The sequence below is a fragment of the uncultured Methanobrevibacter sp. genome (assembly GCF_902801725.1).
In the GTDB taxonomy this organism is placed as follows: domain Archaea; phylum Methanobacteriota; class Methanobacteria; order Methanobacteriales; family Methanobacteriaceae; genus Methanocatella.
In genome coordinates, this window is sequence record NZ_CADCJB010000007.1 from 1 (window position 1) to 18,572 (window position 18,572).

The 18,572-nt window shown below is 33.0% G+C and carries 11 protein-coding genes; 2 read left to right on the forward strand and 9 right to left on the reverse strand.

Going from position 1 to position 18,572, the window contains the following annotated elements:
• The 4 genes from QZV68_RS02165 to QZV68_RS02180 all read right to left on the reverse strand — a co-directional run.
• On the reverse strand, window positions 1-4,776 hold a 4,776-nt coding region (locus QZV68_RS02165), incomplete at its 3' end, for a hypothetical protein (protein WP_296878160.1).
• Window positions 4,777-4,909: 133 nt separating this feature from the next.
• Window positions 4,910-7,681, reverse strand: a complete 2,772-nt coding sequence (locus QZV68_RS02170; RefSeq protein WP_296878162.1) for a hypothetical protein — start codon at window positions 7,679-7,681, stop codon at window positions 4,910-4,912.
• A 687-nt stretch (window positions 7,682-8,368) separates the two neighbouring features.
• On the reverse strand, window positions 8,369-8,875 hold the full coding sequence (locus QZV68_RS02175; RefSeq protein WP_296878164.1) for a flavodoxin: 507 nt from the start codon (window positions 8,873-8,875) through the stop codon (window positions 8,369-8,371).
• A 101-nt stretch (window positions 8,876-8,976) separates the two neighbouring features.
• The gene (locus QZV68_RS02180) at window positions 8,977-10,200 is read right to left on the reverse strand and encodes an FprA family A-type flavoprotein (RefSeq protein WP_296878165.1); all 1,224 of its coding nucleotides are present in this window, start codon (window positions 10,198-10,200) and stop codon (window positions 8,977-8,979) included.
• 88 nt (window positions 10,201-10,288) lie between these two features.
• Between QZV68_RS02180 and QZV68_RS02185 the strand changes: the two genes are divergently transcribed.
• Window positions 10,289-10,954 carry a histidinol phosphate phosphatase domain-containing protein gene (locus tag QZV68_RS02185; protein ID WP_296878166.1) on the forward strand — a complete coding sequence of 222 codons (666 nt, stop codon included), beginning with the start codon at window positions 10,289-10,291 and terminating at the stop codon, window positions 10,952-10,954.
• A 63-nt stretch (window positions 10,955-11,017) separates the two neighbouring features.
• On the opposite strand, the gene QZV68_RS02190 is transcribed toward QZV68_RS02185, so the two are convergent.
• The 5 genes from QZV68_RS02190 to metG are packed head-to-tail and all read right to left on the reverse strand — an operon-like array spanning window position 11,018 to window position 16,803.
• On the reverse strand, window positions 11,018-11,686 hold the full coding sequence (locus tag QZV68_RS02190) for a 2,5-diamino-6-(ribosylamino)-4(3H)-pyrimidinone 5'-phosphate reductase (protein WP_296878167.1): 669 nt from the start codon (window positions 11,684-11,686) through the stop codon (window positions 11,018-11,020).
• Window positions 11,687-11,694: 8 nt separating this feature from the next.
• Window positions 11,695-12,708 carry a glycosyltransferase 4 family protein gene (locus tag QZV68_RS02195; RefSeq protein WP_296878169.1) on the reverse strand — a complete coding sequence of 338 codons (1,014 nt, stop codon included), beginning with the start codon at window positions 12,706-12,708 and terminating at the stop codon, window positions 11,695-11,697.
• A 36-nt stretch (window positions 12,709-12,744) separates the two neighbouring features.
• Window positions 12,745-13,215, reverse strand: coding sequence for a hypothetical protein (locus QZV68_RS02200; RefSeq protein WP_296878171.1), 471 nt, complete (start codon window positions 13,213-13,215; stop codon window positions 12,745-12,747).
• 7 nt (window positions 13,216-13,222) lie between these two features.
• Entirely contained in the window at window positions 13,223-14,800 is a 1,578-nt protein-coding gene (locus QZV68_RS02205; protein WP_296878174.1) for a DUF530 domain-containing protein, read from the reverse strand.
• A gap of 11 nt (window positions 14,801-14,811) precedes the next feature.
• Window positions 14,812-16,803 carry a methionine--tRNA ligase gene (gene metG, locus QZV68_RS02210; protein ID WP_296878176.1) on the reverse strand — a complete coding sequence of 664 codons (1,992 nt, stop codon included), beginning with the start codon at window positions 16,801-16,803 and terminating at the stop codon, window positions 14,812-14,814.
• 369 nt (window positions 16,804-17,172) lie between these two features.
• Here metG and priL point away from each other — a divergent pair, with 369 nt between their 5' ends.
• Entirely contained in the window at window positions 17,173-18,492 is a 1,320-nt protein-coding gene (gene priL / locus QZV68_RS02215; protein WP_296878177.1) for a DNA primase large subunit PriL, read from the forward strand.
• Window positions 18,493-18,572: the final 80 nt, after the last annotated feature.

Consider the following 18,572-nt stretch of genomic DNA (forward strand, 5'->3'; position numbering starts at 1 on the left):
TTCACCAACCTTATTAGCAGTTAATTTACCAGTATTCCTATCAACACTAACAATATTACTATTAGAACTGGTATAAACAAGACTACCCGCAACAGCAGGATCAAGCTTAGCACCAACATACGCTGACTCAGTAACATTCACACTGATAACATCAGAAGCAAGAATCTTAACAGGAACATCAACTACATTAACTTTGACAGTTTTACTTGAAGATGCATATTGCCTATTTCCATTAAAATTGATTTTAACTGTGGTGCTTCCAACAGATTTACCTATGATTGCTCCATTTTCAAAGGTTGCAATATTTGGATTTGCAATTATGAATTCAAGATTACCTGCTTCAGGATGGCTGAAAGAATAAACCAGTTTAGCATTTTCTGTTAAATTAACAGTGATTGATTCTTCTGCATCTATTTTTGTTGAAACAAGCAGAACGTTTACAACCACATTAGCACTACTTTCTTCGAATTTATTGTTATTCCTTTCAAGGTGAATTGAAATAGATGCTTTGCCTTTACCCACAGCAGTAATAATACCTTTTTCATCAATATTTACAACACTTGTATCATTACTAGTATAAATTAATCTGCCGGCATTTGAAGGATTTAATACAGCACCAATATCTATTTTATCACATGCATATAATGTAATTGTTTTATTGACATTAATGCTTGTAGGAATGGAATCCTTGTAAACATTAACTTCCACTTCTTCAGTTGCAGGAGCATATTTCTCATCGCCAGCAAAGCTTATTGTGACTATAGACTTACCCAGACCCACAGCAGTGACCATACCTTCAGAATCGATTATAACAACATTTTTATTGCTGCTTAAATAGGTCAATACGGCTGTTGGGTTAGGATTTAAATGAGCATTGATATTCTCCTTTTCATCCTTCAACAAGCTGAAAGTTTTTCCAACGTCTATTTTAGTTGGAACTCTTGTTACCTTAACTATTGCACGAGCGCTTGATTTAACATATTTTTTAGTTCCAGGATAATTAATTGTAATTTCAGCAGTACCTACCTTATATGCAATAAGGGTTCCGTACCTGCTGACGCTTACAACACTTGTATCATTGCTTGAATATTGCAAGTCATATGAATTTCCATGGTCTAAAGTCGCATTGATTTTTGCTTGATTATCAACATGCAATTCAATTTCACTTTCAACAGTGATTTTAGTTGGAACCACTTTTACGACAACTGTTGTGGTGATTTGTGAAGGAAGATACTTTTGATAACCTGTGAATGATATTAATATTGAAGCTTTACCCTGATTGACTCCTGTTATTCCACCGTTTGCATCAACTTCTGCAATATTTGTATTGTTACTTTGATATGTAATATATCCATAAGGAACGGATACCCTGTTTCCATCAATATCCTTTAATATAGCATGAATTGAAGTGAAATCTGTAACATTAACCTCTATTGTAGAATTTACTTCAAATTGAGTTGCATAATCAATAACTTTTACAAGAAGTTTTGAAGATGACGGCAGATATTTGTCGTTTCCGGCAAAACTAACAGTAATATAGGCAAAACCTGAACCGACACCTATAATCCTAGTTCCTTCCACTATTGCAACATTTGGATTACTGCTAGCGTAAGTCAATTCCACATCAGATGGAGTTGAAATTGCACCAATATAATAGTCATTTCCCTTGTCTATAGTGATATTTCCACTAGGAATAATTTCTATTGAACTTACTCTTTTAGAGACTTTTATGACATATGAAGCAGATGCCGGACGATATTTTTCATTTCCGGGATATGTTGCTGTAATTTTAACTACTCCTTCCTTAAGAGCACTTACAATTCCTGAATTGACTTTAGCAACACTTGTGTCATTGCTGCTGTAAGTTATTAATCCTGCATAAGGGTTTGTTGTGAGTATTAATTGTTCCTTGGAACCAACATAGATTACTTTAGGAACCTCATAGGATTCTTTAATTTCAACAGGAATGCGTGTTACATTAACCTTAACGGTAATGTTGCAAGGTTTATACATATCCCTACCCATCACATCATAACCATTGAATCTAATAGTGAGGGTAGTGACTCCTACTTTAAGACCTGTGATTTTGCCTGATGCTGCGCTAACTTTTGCAATACTTGAATTACCTATTTCATAGGTTATTCTTTGATTTGAAATCAAAAATGGCATGTAACTATATTCAAAAGGATGAAGCAACTCGTTAATGTATTGATTTTTAGTAACTTGAACTTCAATGGTTGAATTTAATTCAAACCATGTGTCTTTCTGGAATTTGAAAGGCATATTATAAACAACATCTTCATATCTTGCTATTAAATTTCCTTTATAATAATCTATTTCTGCAACAAATGTTTCATCAAGGGCGACAACTTTTTTATTGAGTGTTAAGTTTTGAGAGGATAAATTTAAATCGAATGATTCCAAGTTACTGAAATCATACAGCTCAACAACATCATTATCACTATCATAGACCATTAACTCGAATTTTCCGCTGAAAGTTTCACCAGAATATTCAATATTGGTTAAATTTAGGAATAACCAATTGTTCATTTCTGCAAGGTTTGAAACAGAAGGAGTGTTTTTATAATTGGACCATACATTACCATACCAATTATAATTGGCTTTTACACCACCCCATAAACTGGAAATAACATATCCTCCCAATTTCATATTATTGTTTAAAAATATTGAATCATAAACACTGCCATTATATAAGAAATATATAATTCCATTATACTCTCCTGTATTGTTTATGAATGATGATTTTTCAATATTCACATTATTAGAAGCCAATATGGCCGCACCGTTCTTTGCAAAATTTTCTCTGAATACTGTGTCAACTATTTCTATATCTCCACCGTAAATTGCACCTCCACCGCCAATATCATTGCTGTCATATGTTGCCTTGTTGGCTATGAAATTGGAGTCATAAATCCTTGTAGGATTATCTTCTCTTTTTAAATCATATATAGCACCACCATCCCTGGCAGTATTGTTCTTGAAGATACAGTTAGTTATGGTTGCGCCATCACGACCGATATATATCGCACCACCACGAACTTTAGCATAGTTGTTTTCAAATAGGGAGTTTTCAATGTTGAGACCCATCCCTTCAGAATATATTGCGCCACCTAGGATATAGTTATGTGCATTATTTATAAACTTACAATCTATTATTGTTGTGTTTTTACCAGCAAGATAAAGTGCGGAACCACCTGTAGACCCATCAGCAACATTATTGATAAAAGTACAGTTAATGAATTTTGCATTCATGCCTTGACTTTTAACACCTGCACCGTCATCATATCTTGCATTACCATTGCTAATTACGATATTTTTTAAGGTTATGTCCTTTGCCATCAAATTAAATACTCTTGATTTGCCAGCAGCATTGATGATATAACCATTTCCATCAATTGTTAATGTTTTGGATATTGATATTCCGGTAACTGATTTGTCTATGCTCTGAGTATAAAAATAATCCTTTTGCAAAACTATTTCATCATCATGACTGTCAATAAGAGATTGTAATTCATTAAAGCTGCCGCTTTTAAACTTTTTAGATACAACCACATTTCCACAATTTGCAATAACTGTGAAATCTCCTAAAACAGTATAATTAAATAAAGCTTTCCCAGTATTGCCCAAATTGATTTTATTTGGATCCAATGTGGCATTTACTCCTGTTAAATCCGCACCAATTGAAGGCAATTTATTTGTTGAATATATGCTTTCTTTACCTGTTTGACTGTTATATAAATTATTAATGGAAACTGTTGCAGTTGATGAATCTAAACTAATGGCTAAATCAAGATATAACCATGAATCCACATTTATTTGTGAAGTAACCCTCGGTTTAACTAATCTATTGTCTATGGTATTTCCCCACCAGTTATTGTTTGCAGTAAACATACGCCCCCATGAATAAACGAGTGTTTCGGGATTACTTCCTAAAATGATTGAATCAGTCAAATTGATTATTGCACTTATGTCATTGGATATTGCACTTCCTTCAGGAGCATTGTTGCCAGTGAAAAGGCAACCCCTGACATTTACGACATCATCATATGGATTTTCTGTTGTTCCGAGTTGTCCTCTAATTAAAAGTGCTCCACCACTATCTGTTGCATGATTTGAAACGAAATTACAATAAAGCACATCCTGCCTAATACCGTGATATGTTACAAGGGCACCACCATATTCTGCAGTATTATTTTTAAATGTGGAACGAACAAATACTGAGTAACTGTTCGGATGTGAGAAGATTGCTCCTCCCCAGGATGCCTTATTGTTTATGAAAGTACAGTCAAGAACTCTTAGACATTCCCCATTTCCATAAATTGCACCCCCGGATTTATCAAATGAATTACCATTTATAAAATTAATATTTTTCAAAGTCACATTAGTGGAATTTACATAAAATATTCTTGATTTGCTATTAGCATCAATTGTGTGCCCTTTTCCATCAATAATCAGATCATTTTTATTGATTAAAATTCCTTCTTTAATTACATCGGAACTAGAATAAGTATAATCCTTAGTTAAATCAATGCTTTTTGAAGTTCCACTATTTATAGCAGTATTCAATTCAGCGAAACTTCCATCCCCCGTTTTACTTAAATTTTCATAATTTAAATCATTAATGTTTAAACTATTATCATCATTGGCTTTTTGTAAAATACTATTTGTATTATTATCTGCAGATGCTACAGCAGACATGGTGATGAATACAAATAAAATCAAACATATTACCAATGCCGTCCTTTTCAATTTCAAAATATTTCTCCTCCTAAATACTAAAAATTGTCGCTTATATAAAGTTATATATTGCAGACATCATATTTATATTTGGTGAAAAAATCATTACATAAAAAAAGAAAAAAGTTATGTATTGAATACATAACCAAAGTTATTTTTTACGTCTTAAAAATGTGACGTTTAAAGTTACTAATACCAATATCAAAGCAAACAATGGATTTCCTGTTGCATTCTTATCATATCTAATTTTAGAAACTTTAGTTTTATTATGTGGCTTTTCATTAGGTTTTTTTGGTTTTTTATGTTTTTTAGGTTTTTTTGGTTTTTTATGTTTTTGTTTCTTTTCCTTGGTAACGTTGGTTTTATTAGTACTGTTAACCGTTTTGTTTGTTTGATTATTTCCCGCAATAACAGTATTGTTCTTTAAACCAGTTGTCTTAGCAAGGAAGAAAAGTGTAATATTTCTTTTTTCTCCAACCTTCAAAACACCGTTGAAAATCCATTTGCCGTCGCCAACATAATGCCAAAGGCCGGATGGATCAACGAAATAATCATATACCAAGCCTTCAGTATAATCCCTATCAATAATATATAAGCCAGTAATATCATATTTACCAGTGTTTTCAACAACTACTGTAAAGCTAACAGACTGACCTACTTTAACTACTCTATTGTTAGATATTTTTCTTACAGACATTTCTGGGTTAGGTAAAGTTTTAGTAGTATTAGTTGAATTTGACAATGTGTAATTTGCATAACCGGAAGTAACATTATTTCTTAAAACACCAAGTTCCCTGGTTTCAAACTCAACTATGAAACTTGCACTCTGCTTTATCATTAATGCTTGGTTCAATACCCATTTTCCATGGTTATCGTATGTCCATTTGCCAACATCATTATGCCATTTTTTGTAAACTAATCCTTTACTGTATTGAATATCCTTTACGAATACATCATTTAAAATCATGTTTCCATTGTTTGTAACAGTGATTTTAAATTGAACATTTTCCCCAACTAGAACAGTAGTATTTATAGTATCTTTTCTAACTGTTTCGTTAAACCTTTCAACGAATGGAAAACTTTTAAACAAGACCATATTTTGCCTATCGGCGGGAGTCAGGAACAGTTTCATGTCATATTCCATTTTATCACCATTAGGAAGAACATATGACATATTAGTCATATTCATTTCATCATAATGATTTCTATACTGGTTTATAACATCCCTTACAAGCCTGTCTCTTGAATTTAGATAATCTCCATCTGTAAATATCCATGTTACCGTTTGAATATCGCCTTCAGTATAATCATCATACCTTTCAGGATATGCATCAAGCAGATAGAACATTACTCGAAGATAATCCTCTACAGAAGATCTGTCTACTGAATTTACAATATATGACAAATCTTCAATCAACACACCTTCGGTATTTTCCGGACGGAACAAATGCTCCTCTACACAGTAAACTTGATAACCCGCAAATTCACCAGTCGGAATGTAGTGAGTATCACGGGAATGACCGTCAAGAATATCATGCAGATAATCATGGACTTCATGCTGATTATATACGATTAAATCGCTATCGGCAATTTTTGTATAATCATCCTTTTCATATCCGTCGATAACTATAATATTTCGCCCTTCAGTTGCTACATTATTTTTTAATATGGACTTTGATATGTCAAAACTTAATGAAAATATTGCTCCAGCGTGCCTAGCTTTATTGGCATCAAATATACAATTTGTTATATGTGAATGACTTGTAGATAAAGCACCGCCGTAGTTCAACGCTTCATTATTTGTGAAATTGGAATTTGCGAATATATTATTATTGCTTTTGAATCCAGTATTGATAGCACCACCACCGTATCCAGTAGCATTGTTTCTGTCAAATACTGAATTGTCAACAGTAAGGTTATAATTCGAACAAATTGCCCCTGCACTGTATGCAGTATTGTTATAGAACTTTGAATTATATATTTTCACAAAGTTTCTTGGAACCAACTCTGAATCATATGGAGAAATTGAAAATATTGCGCCACCTTTAAACCCAATATTGTTCTCAAATATTGAATTGTCAACAGTTAATTGGTTGATGGATGCAACAGCACCTCCACCTTCATCAATTTGATATTCTCCAGGGTTGAATACTCTGTTATTTTTAAATATTGAACTGTTCAGAACAGAATAAGCAGCGAATATTGCACCGCCTAAACCTTTTTCTTCAAGTTGCAAGTGATTTTTTGAATACCTTGCCAATACCTTATTGGATTCGAATAAGGAATTATCGACAAGCAAGTTCCTAGCATATATAGATCCACCATTAAATTCCGCAATATTGCTACCAAATTTTGAATTGTAAATGTTTACATGAGTAGAACCTGATATAAGAGATACACCAATAGCACCACCATGTTTAGTAGCAGTATTTTTTTCAAATGTACAACGATTGACTGTTAAGTTACCTGAATTAATTAGGATCGCCCCACCGTTTGAATCGGAGGCTGAACGTCCATTTACAAATTTTATATCATTTAAAGTTACATGTCCACTGTATTGAGCAAAAATTCTTGCATTTCCACTTCCGTCAATGGTATGATTATTACCATTTATTGTTAATCTTGAAACGGGAATACCGTTTCTCAATGAATGGTCATTAATATAATCATATTTATAGTCTTTAGTTAAAGTTACAATACCGTCTTGAGCGTTCTCAATTTCTGTTTGCAAATCAGTGAATGTAGCTACGTCGCCATCTTCACTTAATATATCAACATCCGTATTTCCTTGATTTATAGATAACTGTTCATTTCCATTATTTACATCTGTGTCTGTTGGAACACTTTCACTTGCTGAAACCATCCCAATGGACATTATTAGTATTAAAAATACCAACAAAATCTTCAGTTTATTACATTTCATTATTTCCCTCAAAACGAGAGACAAACCAAATATGTATAAACTAAATCAAATTGCACAAATTTAATAATATAAATTCTTAAATTTATTTCAGTTAATTTAAACCCCTTACAAATAATATAACCTAACCATAATAATGCTTTCAAAAACATAATATAACTAATCAAATTAATTATATCCATTAATTAAAACACTAGGCCAAAAAATACCAATCATAATAGTTAAAAATTAATTTAACGCATTTGATTTAAGTATTTTAATATAAGATTTGTTCTAACTCAATAAACATAATATTATATTATTTAAATCTCAGGAATACTACAATTTATATGAATTCATATTCCGCATGGTAATTTATTTTGTCCATATAATATAAACATTTCTAAAAAATAATCATTAATTTAAACAAAAATATATAATCTGCAAATACATTTTTTAAACAAATACCAATATAATGTTAATCTATTAAAAAAAATACAATATTTTTGATTATTTATGAAAATTTGGATATAAAAGATAATACTTCAAATTTTTAAGATTTTTAAAAATAATTAAATAATCTTTTTAAATTTTTTTATAAGTAATATTCAAAATTAATATAATAATATTGAACAAAAATATTATTTAAAGAAAATCATTAAATGGTTAATAACATTTAAGATTTAAAATAAATAATTTAATAAAAAATCACTATTCCAAAATCCAAGCATCAACAGTATCCTTTACATCATAGACATCTGCACCCGGAATAGATAATCCTTTTTTGATTTCAGCACCTTCACACAATTTGGCCAGATCCTTTTGGCTTGAACCAAAACCTGAACCTTCATGAGTGACAAATGGTTTAACGATTTTACCGTTGAAATCAAGCTGTTCCAGCTGTGTAAACATAGGCATTGGAAGAGTTCCCCACCAATTTGGAAAACCTATATATACTGTATCATACTCCGCAATATCATTTAAGGTTTCTTTGATTTCAGGTCTTGCGTCTGATTGCTGCTCTTTTTTGGCAACATCAATACATTCCATATAATCTGCAGGATATTCAGTAGCAGGTTCTACCTTAAACAAATCCGCCCCGTCTAATTCACGAATAAATTCAGCTATTACTTCAGTGTTTCCCTTTTCGATATTTTTAAGTTCTCCACCAAAATAATTTTCTCCACTTCTTGAAAAGTAAATCACTATACTTGACATGCAATCATCTCCAAAATCAATTTAAATAAATCAAAGTATTTAAATGTTGCCGAATGCAACAAAGTAAAAAAAAATAAAAAAATAAAAAAGAATAGATGAGACTATTCTTTTATGGAACGGGCTAATTCAGCACCTTTTTCAAATGCTTCAGCAAGCACCTCTTCATCAGGCACAAATAAAACATCCAATGTATCTGTTACATTAAATCCAGCAGTTTCCAATTCGGATTGAAGTTTTGCAATTGCACCTCCACCCCATCCTTTGGATGAGAATATTAAAGCATTTTTCTCACTGCCAGTTCCTTTGAAGTTAACGCAGTCAAGCCAGTACATCATGTTTCCAATCCTTGGGAATGGCTTGTTCATCATGGTTGGGGCACCAAGAGCAATTGCTTTGGAGTCCAAAATATCAGTAATGACATCATCAGGGCCATCCTCTTGCATGAAGTACATTTCCACTTCGACACCTTCACTCATAATACCTTCAGCGATTTGGTAAGCAAGCTTTTCAGTTGAGTGGTGCATTGTATCATAAATTACAGTAATCTTATCTTTGCATACACCAGATCCCCATTCTGTGTATTTTTCAACAATAGGTCCAGGATTTGTCCATATTTGACCATGACATGGAGCAATCATTTTTATTTCATTGATTAAACCATTGTCAGTTAATTCCTGCAATTTCATTCTAAGCATTGGGGAACCTAATGTTACGAGATTAGCATAGTATTTTTGAGCTTCCCTGAGCAGATAATCTAGTGAATAATCCTTATCCAATCTTTTGGAATGGCATACATGTTGACCAAATGCATCATTTGAAAACAATATTCCTTCTTCAGCCAAAAATGTGAACATGCTGTCTGGCCAGTGAAGCATTGGAGCGGAAATGAATTTTAAGGTTCTTCCACCAATATCTATTTCATCACCAGTTTGAACAGTGTTGATTTCCAAATCTGAAAAATTATGATATTGCTGTTCTAGGAAATTTGCACAATTTGGAGAAGCGTAAATTTCAGCATCCGGATTGTATTTGTCGATAGTGTCTCTCAAATAGGTTGAATGGTCCATTTCAGAGTGGTTTTGGACAAACACATCAATCTTGATTTCTTTTCCTTCCTGTGCAAATGCATCAGCAATTCTTGCATCCAATTGGTCTTGCAATCCTGTGTATGCATTATCTATCAAAACAGTTTTTTCTTCACCAAATACCAAATATGCGTTGTAAGTGGTTCCAGGAATTCCATATCCGTGGAAAGTTCTGCTGTTCCAATGGATAACACCTACCCAATACACGCCATCTGTAATTTTAAAAGCAGTAGCCTTCATTTTAATACCTCTTAAATATTCAAGTTATATAAGTTTATATTAAATGTACTATATATAATATTATATTATATTTAAAAGAGGTCATATTTTGTCAAAAAGAATCGATTTACATATGCACAGTTTGTTTAGTGATGGAGAATTATTGCCATCCGAGCTTGCAAGAAGAGCATTGAAATTAAACCACGAAGCAATAGCAATCACAGACCATGTCGATTGGTCAAACGTAGATACAATACCAGCAATTCAGGATGCAATTGATGACATCAATTCCAACTGGGACATTACTGTAATTTTAGGTGCTGAAGTAACACATGCTCCTTGCGAATCAATTGACGGAATAGCTGAAAGGGCAAAAGAATTAGGTGCAAAAATTGTTGTTGTTCATGGTGAAACATTGAATGAGCCTGTAACTCCAGGAACCAACCGAGCAGCTGTTGAATCTGAACATGTAGACATTTTAGGACACCCTGGATTGATAACAGTTGAAGAGGCTGAAATTGCAAAGGAAAATAATATCTACCTTGAAATTTCAGCACGTAAAGGACACTGCCTCGGAAACGGACATGTTGCAAACGTTGCTCGAGAAGTAGGAAATAAATTACTTGTTGATACTGACACTCACGCACCGAGCGACTTGATTACTTTTGATAAATCATATGAAATTGCTTTAGGTGCGGGTTTAACTCACGAAGAAGCTATGAAAGCACTTGTTGACAATCCCCGTGAACTATTAAAAAGCAAAGGAATATTTTAAGTATTAAAAATAAGGGATTTTAAATATAAAAAATCCCCACACAATCAATTTTTAAAAAAAAAATTATTTAATAACTTTATAAGTTAAAATTAAATCTTTATCCAACTCATAAGAGTCAACCAACTCTAATTTTTTAGCCAAATCCATCAATGGATATCCATCCCCATCAAATAATGTTTTGGCATTTGCTCCGCCCACCACCATAGGCGCAACACACAATCTTATCTCATCAATCAAACCTGCTTTGATCATAGAAAAGTTTAGGGTAGCTCCCCCTTCAAGCATTAACTTTTCAATCCCTTCTTCATGCAGATAACTCATTAATGCAACAAGGTCCACCCTTTTATCTCCACTCCAAAAGAAGTCGATTCCTCTTTTTGAAAATGAATCATATCTGTCAGAAACCAGAAAATCATATTTGTATTCATTTGCCCCTGCAATGATTGTTCTAGCGTCTTTGTTTGTTATTCTTGCAGCTATTGGAGTCCTGCATTTGCTGTCAACAACAACCCTTACAGGATTATCTTCAGGATTTGCATCAACTTTGTGAACTGTTAAACGTGGGTCATCAGCAAGCACAGTTCCGATTCCAACCATTATTGCATCGCATTCTTTTCTAAGTTCATGAACCCTTTCAAGGTCTTTTTCACCTGAAATATTTGAACTGCCTGTTTCTGTTGCTATTTTTCCATCCAATGTCATAGCGGCACTTAAAATTACATAAGGTCTCATTATATCACCTAAATATGATAAAACATCTCTTTAATTTGTAAAAAGTTCATTAGAGTTTTACTTTCAAGCATTCCAGGCATTACCAATGCCACAACAATACCCAATATGCCAAATAGGATTCCTATTGCCCAAATTATCTTAACCGCATCCTTTTCAGCGATAGGTTTTCTTAAGGTCAATCTGATTAATGATTTGAATCCCACATCAGGCCTTACCAATTTACCTTCATCATTCAATTGTGTTGGTTTCTGCTGAGAACGATTCATTACGCCTGCGGAATAGAATTTCAATGCCGCATCAATAATATTTGGCATCAATACTATGAGTGCAATCAGTTTTACCCTACCAATGAATGCAATACATACGATAGCCGCACCAATGATTAATGTACCAGTATCCCCGGGGAAAATTTTTGCAGGATATCTGTTGAAGTATAAGAATGCAAGCAATGCGCCCAGCATACTCATGGATATGATTGTTACATCATATTTTCCCAGAATTATACATGCAATTGTTAGTGATGCCATTGAAATAACACCTAAACCTGATTCAATACCGTTTAAACCTGCAAGCATGTTTGTTAGGTTTGATCCTATTGAAAGAGCTATCGGAAGTGAAATCAAGTACAATATTCCTACATTAGGAGGTGCTGCCCACATTAATGGAAGACCCGCAATGAAAAGCAAAAAGAATTTGGACTTTGATGAAAGCGCCAGCAAGTCATCCAAAATTCCAATCATTCCTACCAGCAGTATAACAACTAGAACAATTATTAACGGGAATGCTAGAATATCATGCATGTAGATTCCTGAAAACATTCCAATTACAAATCCAAATATTATTCCAAAACCACCCATTTCCGCTACAACGGGTTTCCAGGATTTGTGAATGTCTTTTCCAACAATGTCTGCTTCTTCTAATTTTTGAATAATCTTCGGCATGAATAATCTGGTTACAGAAAAAGAAAGTAATCCGCAGATTATTGCTATCACATATAAAGGCATTTGTGGTAGAATTATCATAATTAATTATTTAAAACTCATTATTAAAAAAAGTAATTATTTTTTATTTAATATATAATAAACAGTTCTAATCGGAATATCCAACTTTTGGGATATTTCTTTTGGAGATAATCCGTCTTCCTTTAGGGATTTAACCTCACTGTGGTCATATTTTCTTCTATAATTATCAAATTTAACATTATCCTTGTTTTTTCTAAGCAAATAATAAACACGATTAAGTTTAATATTCAATTCTTCAGATATTTCACGAGCATTAAGACCCTTTTTTGCCAGATCCAAAACAATCTTTTCCTCACCATTGGTCTGGCTTTTTGCACCCCAGTTATACTTTTTATTAACTTCAATATCCAATTGCTCCAATGCATCAATATAATTTTTTGGAGTCCTTTCATAAACACTTGGAGCGCAGGTTATCTCCCTTAAATTGGGATATTCATCCATCAAATCCATAATCAGTGAAGATGATAACGCTTCAGTTATATGAATAGTTGTCAAATCTTCATCCATATTATCACTATTTCTTAATCAAATCAAGGAATTTCTTAGATTTATCGCTTTTAGGATTTTTAATGTGTTCAATATTCTTTATTTCTTTTTTAATCTTTGATTCATTTATATTGAATGCATTACTTATCTCTTCAAGTCCAATACCTGAATTTTCACTAATCAGTGCTGCACCCAATGCAACATGGTTAAATTTAATATTTGAGTTTTTAATCTGTTTTTCAAACTTGAATTTTTCATACAACAGCAAATCCATTTCATAAACCGGAATAATCTTGATATCTGTAAATTCGTTTAAAATTTTAATAACATTAGTATATGTAGTCTGGAAAACCTTACGCTGCTCACGGTCCAGCTCTACACGAATGTATGGGAAAGGTCCGCTTTCAATTTTACGGGAATTGTAGGAAGTGGTCAAATAATATCTGAACATATCCCACATTATCAGGCAGGATGCAATATTGACCAACGTGCTTTTATAAATATTGTCCCTAATTTTCAAGTCCCTCTTAAGAGACCGCACCATATTACCGAATTTATCCAAATAATTGAAGCTTTGAAGTTTATTTTCAATCTGTGAATTTCTCCAAACTTCGATTGCATCTACATCATACCTGTCTATAAAATCAGGGGTTTGATTTTCAAACTCGGAAATGATAGCATCATAATTCTTGATTCTTTTAAAGTCAGATAATTTCCTTTTGAGTATATCATCTTTGATATCATGTATTATCCGCTCGCAGTATCTGACATAAGCAATTGCAAGAGCAGTTCTCGCATGTTTATCATCAATAATGGCCGGTTTGGTTCTGTGGAATCTCAAAGCCTCAATTCTAACACGGCTTCCATAGATTCTTCTGACTTCCTCCTCATAATTGTTCACATATTCAGAATCGAGAGTAACTGTTTTGCGAACCAACCTATTGTTTTCATCTTTAAATCTTATGACAAGAGAAATAGTTTTTACAACACCTTTACGTTCCTGTTTTAAAATATTTAAAACTTTTTTAAGTGATTCTCTTCCATAATTAGAGAATTGGCTCATCAATACCATATAATTTCCTGAAAGGGGTAGATATGGAATGATTTCTAACCTATGAGTTGCTTCCTTATTTATTTTAAATGTGAATGACTCACATCCGCAACTGCATTTGGCTTTCATGTTTCTATATTCCTCAATGGAATATTTTTTATAACATGAATCACATTTCACATATCCGAATTGCTTAAGATGTCCGATAGCAATTTTATGTGAATCAATAGCTGATTTAACCCTATCTAAAATATTTTTCTTGGCATTTGCCTTCATTCTAAAAATTTGATTGTGGCGACTGTTCTCACCGACTTCATCCAGTGCCACTTCCGCTACCGATTTAGTTCCATAGCGGCTTAAGGATGTAAAAGGAGTCGTATATCCTTGAGCATCCATATCCTCTTTTAAATCCTGTAAAAAGTTTAATCTGTCATCTAGTTTAAAGTAAAGAGTTTTGAAATTATCAAAATTGTCAATATCAGCAAGGCTGATTGACTCATTTGATATTTCTTTTAAATATTTCTCAGCTTTATTTACTAGGACAGATTCTTCCATACTGATCAGATTTATTGAATTCTTTCGCCGATTTCGGCATTTTCATCAGGAGATAACAATGCTCCGCTTTCTCCTGTTGCCAAAATCATTCCTTCGGATAAAGTTCCGAATAATTTTGCTGGCTGTAAGTTAGCTACAACACATACTTTTCTGTCAATCAATTCTTCAGGGGAGTAGAATTTTGCAAGACCTGCAACGATTTGTCTTGGTTTTTCTTCACCGATATCCACTTGCAATTTCAATAATTTATCAGACTTTTCTATTTTTTCCGCTTCTTTTACTTGTCCTATTTTAATTACTACTTCATCAAAATCGTCTATACTAATTAAATCACTCATATTTTCATCCTCACTATTTTCTTTTAAGTTTTCAAGTAATTTTGCTTTTTCAGCATCAATCACTTCATTATCAATCTTTTTAAATAAAGGTTTGGCTTTATTAATTTCATGTCCAACAGGCAGGAATACATTCGCTTCATTCCAATCGGACAAATCATCAATATTTAAAATTTTAGCTATTGCATCTGCTTTTGTCGGTAAATAAGGTTTTAATGTAAATGCAAGTGCTTTGGCTAATTGATTAGATAAATATAAACAGTTTGCTGCCTTTTGCATATCCTCTTTTACCGCTTTCCATGGTTCCTGATCGTTGAAATATTTATTTCCTTTTTTAGCTACTTTAAATATTTCAAGCAGTCCTTCTCTGAATTCAAAGTTTGAGATATATTCACCTGCTTTTGCTGGCAATTCTTCAATGGCCTTCTTGAATTCTTCATCTTCATCGGACGGATTTGCATATTCAGGGATTTTATTGTCAAAATATTTGCGTGTAAATGTAAATGTTCTGTGCAGGAAGTTTCCAATCACATCTGCAAGTTCATCGTTATTTCTTCTCTGGAAATCATCCCATGAAAAGTCGGAATCCTTGTTTAGAGGAGCATTGATTGTAAGATAATATCTAAGTAAATCAGGGTCATAGTCTTTTACAAAATCGGCTATCCAGATAACCCAATTTTTACTTGTTGACATTTTTTCTCCTTCAAGAGACAGGAATTCACCTGCATAAATCATGTCAGGTAACTTGCATCCGTATGCCTTCAATAGTCCCGGCCAGAAGATTGAGTGGTGGTAAATAATGTCCTTTCCAATAAAATGAACTACAAAGTCATTCCAGTATTCTTCCCATTTTTTACCTGATTTTTTAGACCACTGGCTGGCAGATGAGATGTAGCCTAAGAATGCTTCAATCCAAACGTACAATACTTTGCCTTGGGCTTCATCCAACGGTACTGGAATACCCCAATCCATATCACGGGTTAAAATCCAATCGTTCAATCCCTCTTTCAACCAGTTGGTTGCATAATTTTTAACGTTTGCAGGCAAGTTTTCATTGCTGGAGATATATTCCTTCAAATCGTCTTCCAAATCGGATAACTTGAATGCATACTGAAATGTATCTTTAATTATTGGAGTGGTTCCACAGGTTATGCAGTGTGGTTCATCAAGTTCTGTCGGATCAAGAGCTTTTCCACATTTTTCACAGTGATCACCTCTTGCTTCAGAACCGCAAACAGGACATAATCCTTCAACATACCTATCAGGCAGGAATTTATTACAATTAGGACAATATAACTGTTGAATATCCTCTCTGTAAATATATCCTTCATCATATAATTTTTTGAAGAAGTTTTGAGCCAATTCATAGTGGGCTTCATCAGTAGTTCTTGTAAAATTATCGAGTGATATGTTCATGGATTCTACATCACGAACAATCATGTCATGATATCTTTTAGAAATTTCTATTGGTTTTTTATTCTCTTTATCAGCTTTAACTGCAATTGGAGTTCCATGCTCATCAGTTGCGCAAACCATCAGCACATCATTTCCTATCATTCTATTATACCTAGCATAAATATCTGCAGGAAGATAAGTTGAACGGATGTGTCCCAAATGACATGGTCCATTTGCATAAGGAAGTGCACATGAAATAAAAATCTTTGACATTTATCTAATCCCCTTATTTAATTTAAACATGATATAAATATGTAATTTCTTATATAATAAATTATATTTTTAACAGTGTTATAAAATGAAAAATTAGGTCATGCATCAATAATAACCAAGTAGTAATATTAGAATTAAAAAAAAATAAAAAACTATAAATGAAATTATTTTCTTTCGCCCCTTCATTAACAACCACACCAGTTGATTAAAGTCAAAATTACATTTTTCAAAAAAAGTATCATCAATAGAATTAAAAGAAAAAACGATAATTTGAGAGTAATATTGATTTTAAAAATGAGTTATCTATTTAAAACATAAAAGAAAAAGTTAAAAACATGGCTGAAGTTTCATTTATTAATCCATTATCCGATGAAGGAAGATCCATTATCCGATGAAGGAAGAGGAATTATACGAAAATACGGAGATTTAAACCAAATCTTTGAGGAAGATGAAAATCTCATTGAGATATGCACACATACCTTAAACCAGAAAATATCAGATGATTCCATGATTCCAAAATCATATGCTGATTTGGCAATGAAACGTATACAATGGGCAATCGAGAAAAAAAATAATAAGAACTATACCCAATCCGAATTCGAATATCTTAACAATGATCAGCTATTCGAACAGGACGTTGTAACCTTCCATATACTATGCCAAGCCATTGCAAATCAATTTAATACAGGTTCACGTGAAACAAGACTTTTTATTGAATCACAGGGAATCTTGATTCAAGAAAGATTATCCAAAATACCTCCAATGTCAAGAGCGGAAATCATAGATGAAGTGTTGGATGAGGTAAAAACCGATGGGGCAATTAAATGGAACTCTTTAAAAGAAGTGATAGCTTCTAAAAAACTCAAATTAACCGACCTTTTAATTGATGACGGAGACATTATCCTTCAGGAGGATGATTTTCTGGAGAGATTTTCAGACAAATTCCATGACAGAAGCCCCGACAGAATGTATAACCTTCTAATCGGAGACAGCGTAAAGGAACAGATTTTATCAAGATTGATAATGCAGAAAACAGAAGAATACATCAAAAGAATTAAGGAAATGTCTGCTCATGTTGAAATCCACCCCGCCATTTTGAAAATTGCAGAACAGCTAAAAGAATTTATTCCTGAAGAAACCAGCAAATATAACCAGTATTATGCAGGAAGCGGCGGAATATATGGTAGCGTTCAAGCAGGAAAATTAAATCCTGATGCATTTCCACCATGCATCAAAACAACTGTTGAAGGTGTGTCTTCAGGAGGTCGTAACGATGCCATTGTGCTTCTTTTAACTTCTTTTGCTTCATATGCACGATTATATCCAAGAATTTTCGCCTCAGAGGAAACAGTTAAAGTTTCAGATATGGATCCTGACCTGACAATAACAGAAAATGAAATTCTGCCATTGATTTTTGATGCTGCAGATAATTGTTCCCCACCACTGTTTGACGACCAACCCCAGGAAAAAATCAATATCATCTCAAAATTAGGTTTTGGAATGCATGAAACAGTTGATATTAACCATGAAGGCGAAACAAAATGGTACACTCCGATGAGCTGTGAAAAAATAAAAATTCATTTGCCACACTTATGCCATCCGGACAAATCCTGCAAAGGAATCAACAATCCCCTATCATGTTACGGTCGTAAAAAATTCCAGCTTGACCGAGAACAGAATGATGAATAATAAGTAATCCTTTCTAATTAATATGTAATATTATTTATACTAGTTCCACTAAAATATTACATGATTTGATTATATTAATG